3 protein-coding genes and 1 pseudogene are annotated in these 2,062 nt (G+C 73.6%); all 4 read left to right on the top strand.

Annotated features, from left to right (window positions below; translation table 11 throughout):
- Window positions 1-251 (top strand): annotated as a pseudogene (locus tag ACLEQD_RS42025) (MBL fold metallo-hydrolase); the annotation flags it as partial.
- Window positions 248-1,375 carry a ComEC/Rec2 family competence protein gene (locus ACLEQD_RS42020; protein WP_410391549.1) on the top strand — a complete coding sequence of 376 codons (1,128 nt, stop codon included), beginning with the start codon at window positions 248-250 and terminating at the stop codon, window positions 1,373-1,375. The pseudogene ACLEQD_RS42025 and the gene ACLEQD_RS42020, both read left to right, overlap by 4 nt.
- Window positions 1,372-1,611, top strand: coding sequence for a hypothetical protein (locus ACLEQD_RS42015; RefSeq protein ID WP_410391547.1), 240 nt, complete (start codon window positions 1,372-1,374; stop codon window positions 1,609-1,611). The genes ACLEQD_RS42020 and ACLEQD_RS42015 overlap by 4 nt, the downstream gene beginning before the upstream one ends.
- A complete protein-coding gene (locus ACLEQD_RS42010; RefSeq protein WP_410391545.1) occupies window positions 1,608-1,868 on the top strand; it encodes a DUF3006 domain-containing protein in 261 nt (86 codons plus the stop codon). Before ACLEQD_RS42015 ends, ACLEQD_RS42010 begins: the two co-directional genes overlap by 4 nt.
- The last annotated feature ends 194 nt before the right edge of the window (window positions 1,869-2,062 follow it).

The raw sequence follows: 2,062 nt of genomic DNA, 5'->3' as shown, positions 1-2,062 counted from the left end.
CGCCGCACGGCCGCGCCGGCCGCTCCGTGGAGAAGGAACCGGCCCCGGGCACGTCCCGGTCCCGGACGCCGGCGGCGCCCGCGGGCACGGCCGCTGCCACGGGGGGACGCTACGTGTCGTTGAAGGGCAGCAAGGTGTTCCACCGCGAGGACTGCTCGACCTTGAAGCGCTCGAAGAACGAGCGCACCGTCTACTCCAGCCGCGCCGACGCCCTGCGTGAGCGCCGCCCCGCCGAGGACTGTCATCCATGAAGGCCCGCATCGCGCTGGGAGTGGGGCTGCTGCTCGCCTCCCTGGCCTGTCAGCAGCAGCCGTCCGCGCCGCCCGCGCCGGCCGCCCCGGAGAAGTCGCGCTACTTCGGCGGCGCGCCGGACGGGAAGCTCCACGTGTACTTCTTCGACGTGGGCGCGGGGGACGCCGCGCTCATCGTCACGCCGCGAGGCAACACGGTGCTGGTGGACTCGGGGCCCGCGTCCGCCGAGTCGCACCTGGTGAACCGGCTGCCGGAGCTGCTGCGCCGGGAGCTGGACCTGGTGGTCCTCACGCAGCCGGATCCGCGGCACCACGGCGCGCTGGAGACGGTGCTCAAGCGCGTGGGCGCGCGGCGGTTGATGGAGCCGCAGCTGCCCGACACGTCGAAGGCCTACGACGCGCTGCTGACGACCCTGGGGGCACGAGGGGTGCAAATTTTCTCGCCCGCGCCGTCCTCGTCCGCGCCCAAGGAGCTGGTCCGGCTGACGCTGGAGGACCGGGTGAACCTCACGGTGCTCTGGCCCCGCGCGCCCGCGGAGCCGCTGCTGAAGGGGGCCGCGGACGCCGAGGGGCGCAACGCGGCGAACTCCATCGTGCTGCGCCTGACGTACGACGACACGTCGGTCGTCTTCGCGGGCGGCGCGCGCGGGGAGACGGAGGCCCGGCTCCTGGAGCGCGGGCTGCTGTCCCCCGCCACGCTGCTGAAGGTCGGCTCGCCCGGAGTGGAGGGGGCGAACTCGCAGGCGTACCTGGAGGAGGTGCGGCCCCAGGCGGCGGTGATCAGCGGGGATGACGGCCTGGGGAAGAACCCGAAGGTGAAGGAGCTGCTCGCGCGGCTGCGCGGCGTGGATGCGCGGACGTTCCGCACGGACCTGAACGGCGAAGTGCACGCGGTGAGCGACGGCAAGCAGTTCGAGCTCTCGCTCCAGCGTCCTTCACCGGGCGAGCCCGCCTCCGCGCGGCGCGTCTTCCCGGGGTTGGATCCGCGCCCCGCGCTGGTGCGGACGGTGAAGCCCGCGCCCGTGGTGAAGCCGGCGCCCACCGAGCCGCCGCCCGCGTCCGGACGGAGCCCGCGCGAGTCGTCGAGGCGCCGCGGGACAGCGCGGCCCGCGCCAGCAACGTGATGGACGTGGATGACCTGCCCACCGCGCGCAGGGGCACGCGGACGGAGGCGGTGCGCTCGTCGTCCAGCAGGGCCTCCATGTCGGACAGCTACATGGCGAGCAAGCACAAGCAGATCTTCCACAAGGCCACCTGCCGGAGCGTGAAGCTCATCAACCCGGAGAACCTGCTCACGTGGAGCACGCGTGATGCGGCGGTGAAGTCGGGCCGCAGGCCCGCGGGAGACTGTCACCCGTGACGAAGAAGACGAAGCCCCGGTCCAGGGCCACGGTGGACCGCATCGAGGACGACGTCGCCGTGCTGGTGGTGGACGGTCAGCAGGTGACCCGCGCCCTGAGCACCCTGCCGTCCGGCGTGCGCGAAGGCGACGTCGTGGACCTGGAGACCGGAACGGTGGACGCCGAAGCCACCGAGTCCCTGCGCGACGACGTCCGCGCCGCGAGGGAACGCGCGATGCGCGGCAAGAAGCCGCCCGCGGGCGACTTCGACCTCTGAGCCGGAGCGTCCTGCTCGACGTGCCGGGTCAGCCGGCCGGAACAGGACGCGGTGGGAGGGCCTGCTCACCGCGTGACGCGGAAGCAGGCCCACCTCATCCATCGACTACGGCGTGGAACCTTCCGCCGGAGCCGCGGACTCACCCTCCGCCGCGGTGCCCTGCGGAGGCGCCACGGGCTCGGCGGCCCCCGGCG

It is taken from the genome of Corallococcus sp. 4LFB (genome assembly GCF_046520365.1).
Classification (GTDB): Bacteria; Myxococcota; Myxococcia; order Myxococcales; family Myxococcaceae; genus Corallococcus; species Corallococcus caeni.
Note: the sequence above shows the minus strand (reverse complement) of the source record. Positions and strands in the feature narration are given on the sequence as shown.

Excerpts from the sequence above, each read along its gene's own strand:
- ACLEQD_RS42020 (WP_410391549.1), top strand. The coding sequence starts at position 248 with ATGAAGGCCCGCATCGCGCTGGGAGTGGGGCTGCTGCTCGCCTCCCTG.